This is a genomic window from Autumnicola aciditolerans (assembly GCF_041679265.1).
In the GTDB taxonomy this organism is placed as follows: Bacteria; Bacteroidota; Bacteroidia; order Flavobacteriales; family Flavobacteriaceae; genus Autumnicola.
Map to the genome: position 1 here is coordinate 259,715 of NZ_JBGFSM010000005.1, position 5,828 is coordinate 265,542.

Here is a 5,828-nt window from a genome sequence, read left to right on the forward strand (position 1 = left end):
TTTCCTCATTAACTCTTTTACTTTTTAACTTCACCCTTCACTTCTCCCGCAGAACCCGCTGATTTCCGCAGAAAAAAACTTCTACAAAACCATTTTCAATATTCATTATCCATTCTTTCATTGGCTCATTTCCTCATTATCTCATTAACACATTAACTCATTAACTTTCCACTACACCGTGTCAATAAAATTCTTTTCTGTCCTGTTAAAGATAATCAGTCCTAAAAGAAACAGGAAAATAGATATTCCCAACGTATAAAAAAAGCCTGTCCACGTAAAAACCCCGATATCCAGGATCATGTACCTAAAACCTTCAATTATTTGCGTTAGCGGATTATAGCGGACGATCCAGGCATAATCAGGCATTTTATTGCTCACTTCACTTAGCGGGTACGGCACGGCAGAAATATACATGAGCAGACTGGTTGCAAATCCTACCAGCACCGTCAAATCCCTGTATTTAGTGGTTAAGGCCGAAATAATCATTCCCGCACCCAGGCCCAGCAAAGCCATCATCAGCACATAAACCGGAAAAAGAAGCAGGTTAAAATTAGGGCTAATTTCGTACCCCCTCAATAAAAAATAAAAATAAAAAATTACCAATATTACTAACTGTATCCCGAATTTAAAGAGATTGGAAATTACCGTTTTTAAAGGCATAATTACCCTGGGAAAATATACCTTTCCAAAAATCCCCGCATTGGCGGTAAAGGTGCTGGAGGTGCCGGTAAGGCATTGGTTAAAATAATTCCAGGCAGTGATCCCCGTAAGGTTGAATAAAAATGCCGGCACATTTCCTGTGGGGATACTGGCAATATTATTAAAGACCAGGGTAAAAATTACCGAGGTGAACAACGGCTGGATAAAATACCAAAGCGGCCCAAGGATAGTTTGTTTATAAACCGTAACAATATCCCGCTTTACAAAAAGGATCAGCAAATCCCGGTAGCGCCAGACTTCCCTAAAATTCAGGTCTATCAGCTTACGCTTTGGGGTGATCTCGTAAAGCCATTTTTCATTCGCTTCGCTCATATTAGTGAAGAGTGAGAAGTGAAGGGTGAAGGGTTAAGAAAAATTTTCGTTTTGCTCATAATAGTGAAGAGTGAAGGTGAAAAGATTAAAAATGTTTTCGCTTTGCTCATGTGGTGAAAAGTGAAAGGTAAAAAGGTTTCTAGTTAGCATTTAAATTCTTATATCCTATTTTCGTATTTCACTTATATATTTAAAAAACCACACATTTTACTCTACTTCAAGGCACGCCACATCTTTATACTCAGAATTCATAAGAAACTCTGCGAACAGTTCTTTCTTTTCCATGAAAACCTTTTCAAGATTATTAGTAGTAGTATTTCCCATTCTCAACCAAATTATTTTGGGTGGATGACCCTTAAGGTTTGAGAGGTCAAAAAAATCTGCATCAAAAGTAACTATTGCAAAACCATTATCCCTGGCAAATTCCCAAATCTCAACATCAGTTACGTTTTCTAAACCTAATTCTCTTACTTGTTTTGCTTCAGGATAATGAAATTTAATCTTCTTCAAAAGTCGAAACGAGATATTCTGATCAAACAACAGTTTCATTAAGCCACCCTGGTTTTATGTTCTTTATCTGCTGCATAAGCCAGACAAGCCTTGATGTGTTCATCTGTAAGTTCCGGGAAATCCGTTTTTATTTCCTCCTGACTCATGCCATTTGCAAACCAACTAAGGACATCATAAACCGAAATTCTTGTTCCTGACAAATGAGGTCTTCCGAACCGAATATTGGGGTTAATGGAAATGTATTGCTTATAATCTACCATTGTTTTACACCTTTAGTAATAAAGTTACAAAATAAAATTTTCGCTTCGCTGATAATAGTGAAGAGTGAGAAATAAAGAGAAATTATTTTTTATTAATGTAATTACGAAACCCCAGTAATAAGCGACGGATTTCGATAACAAGTTCAAATATCGGAATTTCTTTTTTGATGTAGCCTAATCTTGTACTGATAAGAAGCTGCGTTTCAACTTCTGATACTGATCCAATTGCTATATTTATAAAATTAAGTAATTCCTTATCACCCTTTCGAGCCATACCTTCCGCAATATTTGAAGGGATTGATACAGCCGCTCTTCTTAGCTGACTTGTTAAACCATAAATTTCAGAAGATGGAAAATTAGAAGTGATTTTAAAATTGTTATCTCTAAATTTTCACTATTCGCTCTTCACTCTTCACTCTTCACTCTTCACTATTCACTCTTCACTCTTCACTCTTCACTTTTCACCATTCACTATTCACTATTCACTAATATTACTCGAAATTCCGCATAAACTTTTTCCAGGACTTTTTAATTTGTGAGATTTTAGAAGGTGCTTCTCCGTAATAGCCTTTAGCATAGCGGTTATACCCGTAGCCATAGCCGTAGCCGTAACCATAGCCGTAGCCATAGCCATATTTGGCCCGGTGTACAAAGTGGTTAAGCACAAAACTGATGTTTTTAAGCTCGCCTTTATGATATTTTTCGTTTATAGTATCCAGCATTCCGCGCTTGGTATAATCCTGCCGGATAAGGTACAGCGTGGCATCAGCATATTTTACCAGGTTCAGGGCATCGGCCACCATCCCAATGGGAGGGGAATCCAGGATAATGTAATCATACTTCTGCCGTAACTCCTCCATAAGATGGTCCATCTGTTCATTCAGCAGTAATTCGGATGGGTTTGGAGGCACCGGCCCTGCAGTAATCACATCCAAATAAGGAATCTCGCTTTTTTGGATAATTTCTTCGGAAGAAGCCTGGTCTATAAGATAATTAACTATTCCAATTTCATTATTCAGCTTAAAATCATCAAAGATCTTAGGCTTCCTTAAATCTACTCCCACCAGCACGGTTTTCTTATCGCTCATGGCAAATACGGTAGCCAGGTTCATGGCGCAAAAAGTTTTCCCTTCCCCGGAAACAGAGGAGGTGATAAGTAAGGTTTTTGAACCGGTAACGCCTTGTTTTTTATACATAAACTGCAGGCTGGAGCGTAATCCCCTGAAACTTTCGGCTACAGAAGATTTTGGGCTGCTAAAGACCGCCAGGTTACTATCCAGTTTGCTCTTTCCAATTAATCCTAAAATAGGTACCGGAGAGAGTCGTGTGACTTCCTGAGCATTCAGAATATTGGTGTTAAGAAACACCAGTAAAAACACGAAAGTGAGCGGAATAACCCCGCCAACCAGCACGGCCATCACGTAATTAAGTTCTGTATTCGGGCCAATTTTGCCTCCACCGGTATCCTTGGCCTTATCAATAATCATCACATCGCTAACATTGGCTGCTTTAATAAGTCCGGCTTCGCTGCGCTTTTCGAGAAAAAGATTATAGGTTTTTTCGCTGATACTATACTTTCGCTGAATTTTCAGCAAGTCCTGTTCTTCCTGTGGCATTTTCTTTATTTCCGCTTCAAAACCGGCAATCTGTCGATTTACATCGGCAAGTTCATTCTGCAACAAACCGCGGGAAGAATTTATATTTTCCAGCAATATAGATTTTACCGAATTGATTTGCCGGTCAAGGTCAGAAAAAACGGGTGAATTTTCCTTCAGGGAATACTGGTAATTGCTGCGCTGCTCGGCAAGTTCAATAATTTTACCTACCCCGCTCACAATACTTCCTTCACTTATCCCCGCCACAGAAGGTGCCGGTACGCTGGAATAATCGCTCCGGGTCTCCAGGTAGGTTTTCAGCGTTTCATAATAAGCCAGCTGCCGCCTTATATCTTCTTTTCTAACATCTAAAGTGGAAAGTTTGTTGGTGATCTCACTGCTTTCCGCAGAAATATCAAGAATGGCATTTTCATTTCTAAAGTCATTCAGCTCATTCTCCACCACCTGCAGCTCCTTGGATTTTACAGCAAGGCTGCTGTCTATAAACCGGATGGTTTTGGTGGCAAAAAGGTTCTTCCTGGCCAGCATATTCTGGCTTAATACCGCAACAGAACCATTGAGGTAATCTACCAGCCTGTCTTTATTATTCCCGGTCTGGCTTAAGCGCAAAACTGAAGAGCCATTATTATCCGGGCTTACATTAACCGATCGGTATTTTCCAACAGCGGAATCAAAATTTAAGAAATTAACATAAAATGGTTTCCCCGCCTGCACCGGCTGATGGGTCCTGGCCACCACTCCGTTAAGAAATGGAAAATTTATAGGCTCGCCTGTTTTAAAGGTTTGATTGAAATCACTGTAGGCTATGGGAGCCGATTTCTTTTCTTTGGTTCTGAAATTTTGCAGTTGCAGGGTTTCCGGCAAACTCGCCTTAATATTAAACCTTGCAGAATCCAGAAAGGTAAAAGTAAAAGTTGTATTTACCGCCTGGTAGGCAGAAGTATCGGCAATAAATTCAAAAGGCGTTTTACCATAGGCATCCACCCGCTGATATTCCCCATCTTCCATATATTGCACATAAAACTGCAGCCGCTCCACCACCTCTTCATTATGAGAACGGGAACGCAGGATGGTAACCGCGGTATTTACTTTATCTGAAGTTCCTCCCCAATTAAAGGTAAGGCTGGTATTGGACGTGAAAAACGGGTTCTGGTCATCTTTAATGGTAATGCTGTTTTCCATTTGATACACCGGCAACTTCCTTACATTGTTGTAATACGCCACTCCAAGGCTTATCGCTACAGATAGCAATATAAGCTTCCAGTAACTTATAACTTTGAGTACAAAACCTTTAAAGTCAAAGGTTGAACCTACATCTGATATGTGATCATCTTCATGCGCCATACTATCTGGTAAAAATCAAAACTACTGAGGTTATTAACGTAAAAACGGTGGCAATGGTTCTAAAGGATTCCAATCCTGTTGTACCAAAGCCTAATGCTTTTTGAGGAAGCGGGTTAACAATTATCACATCATTGGGCTGGATATAATAATAAGGGCTGGCGGTGGCTTCAATACTGGTAACATCTATAGTATGGATCTCCTCCCCCTGCGGGTACTGCCGGACGATCTTTACATGCTGCCGGTCCCCCACATCGGTAATTCCCCCGGCATTGGCAATGGCTTCAATAATAGTTACCTGCTCTTTGTAGATTACCTGGCTCCCGGAGCCTATTTCTCCAAGGGTGGTATATCGTATCCCCGCCAGCTTAACGGTTACAAATAGATTTGCCTCCTCCTTAAAATATTGCTGCAGCAGTTCACTTTCTATTTTCTCCCTTACTTCCTCCACCGTGTAACCCAGCACATTAAGCTGCCCTAAAGTGGGCACCCTGATGTTCCCGTGATCATCTACCGTAAACCCATCAAAATAAACGTTTTCTTCTGTAGTGGCATTAGGATTTGTTTCTCCTATGGGATTAAACATCCCCACCAGTTCCTGGTCCAGGGCTTTTACCCGTATGCTTAAAAGATCACCAATCTGGATGCGATACGGCTTTTTTAGGCGCTGCATCTGTATGAGACTATCTACTGTTTCTGTCTCCTGGAGATAACTTAGCTTTTTTGTGGAAATACACGACGAAAAAGATATAATCATCGCCAAAAGGAGAATTATGCTTCTAAACTTCATATTAGCATTCACAAAGGTTTAACAAATATAGTTGTTGTATCCTAATATCAAAATATTTGTGGTTATTGTTTGGGGGTTGATTGCAATAGGCTGTAGGCGATAGGCTTTAGACGGTAGGCTGAAAACCGGAAACTTATAGCTCTTTTCACTTTTCGACACTCTTCACTTTTCACTTTCCACTTTTCACTTTCAAAATTTCCAACTCACAAATAACCACCCCGGCCTGCGGCCACCCTGCCCTACGCAGTCATTCAGGCGGGCCCTCCTTGAAAAAATTAG

The 5,828-nt window shown here is 40.3% G+C and carries 5 protein-coding genes and 1 pseudogene; all 6 read right to left on the reverse strand.

Annotated elements, in window-relative coordinates:
- Nucleotides 1–171: 171 nt before the first annotated feature.
- The 6 genes and pseudogenes from AB8M93_RS07380 to AB8M93_RS07405 all read right to left on the reverse strand — a co-directional run bounded on the left by AB8M93_RS07380 (nt 172) and on the right by AB8M93_RS07405 (nt 5,549).
- On the reverse strand, nt 172–1,032 hold the full coding sequence (locus AB8M93_RS07380) for an ABC transporter permease (protein ID WP_373056930.1): 861 nt from the start codon (nt 1,030–1,032) through the stop codon (nt 172–174).
- 207 nt (nt 1,033–1,239) lie between these two features.
- Nucleotides 1,240–1,581, reverse strand: a complete 342-nt coding sequence (locus AB8M93_RS07385; RefSeq protein WP_373056931.1) for a DUF5615 family PIN-like protein — start codon at nt 1,579–1,581, stop codon at nt 1,240–1,242.
- A complete protein-coding gene (locus AB8M93_RS07390; RefSeq protein ID WP_373056932.1) occupies nt 1,581–1,802 on the reverse strand; it encodes a DUF433 domain-containing protein in 222 nt (73 codons plus the stop codon). The genes AB8M93_RS07385 and AB8M93_RS07390 overlap by 1 nt, the downstream gene beginning before the upstream one ends.
- A gap of 82 nt (nt 1,803–1,884) precedes the next feature.
- Nucleotides 1,885–2,175, reverse strand: a pseudogene (locus AB8M93_RS07395) (four helix bundle protein); the annotation flags it as partial.
- A gap of 118 nt (nt 2,176–2,293) precedes the next feature.
- A complete protein-coding gene (locus AB8M93_RS07400) occupies nt 2,294–4,762 on the reverse strand; it encodes a polysaccharide biosynthesis tyrosine autokinase (protein ID WP_373056933.1) in 2,469 nt (822 codons plus the stop codon).
- Nucleotide 4,763: 1 nt separating this feature from the next.
- Nucleotides 4,764–5,549, reverse strand: a complete 786-nt coding sequence (locus tag AB8M93_RS07405; protein WP_373056934.1) for a polysaccharide biosynthesis/export family protein — start codon at nt 5,547–5,549, stop codon at nt 4,764–4,766.
- Nucleotides 5,550–5,828: the final 279 nt, after the last annotated feature.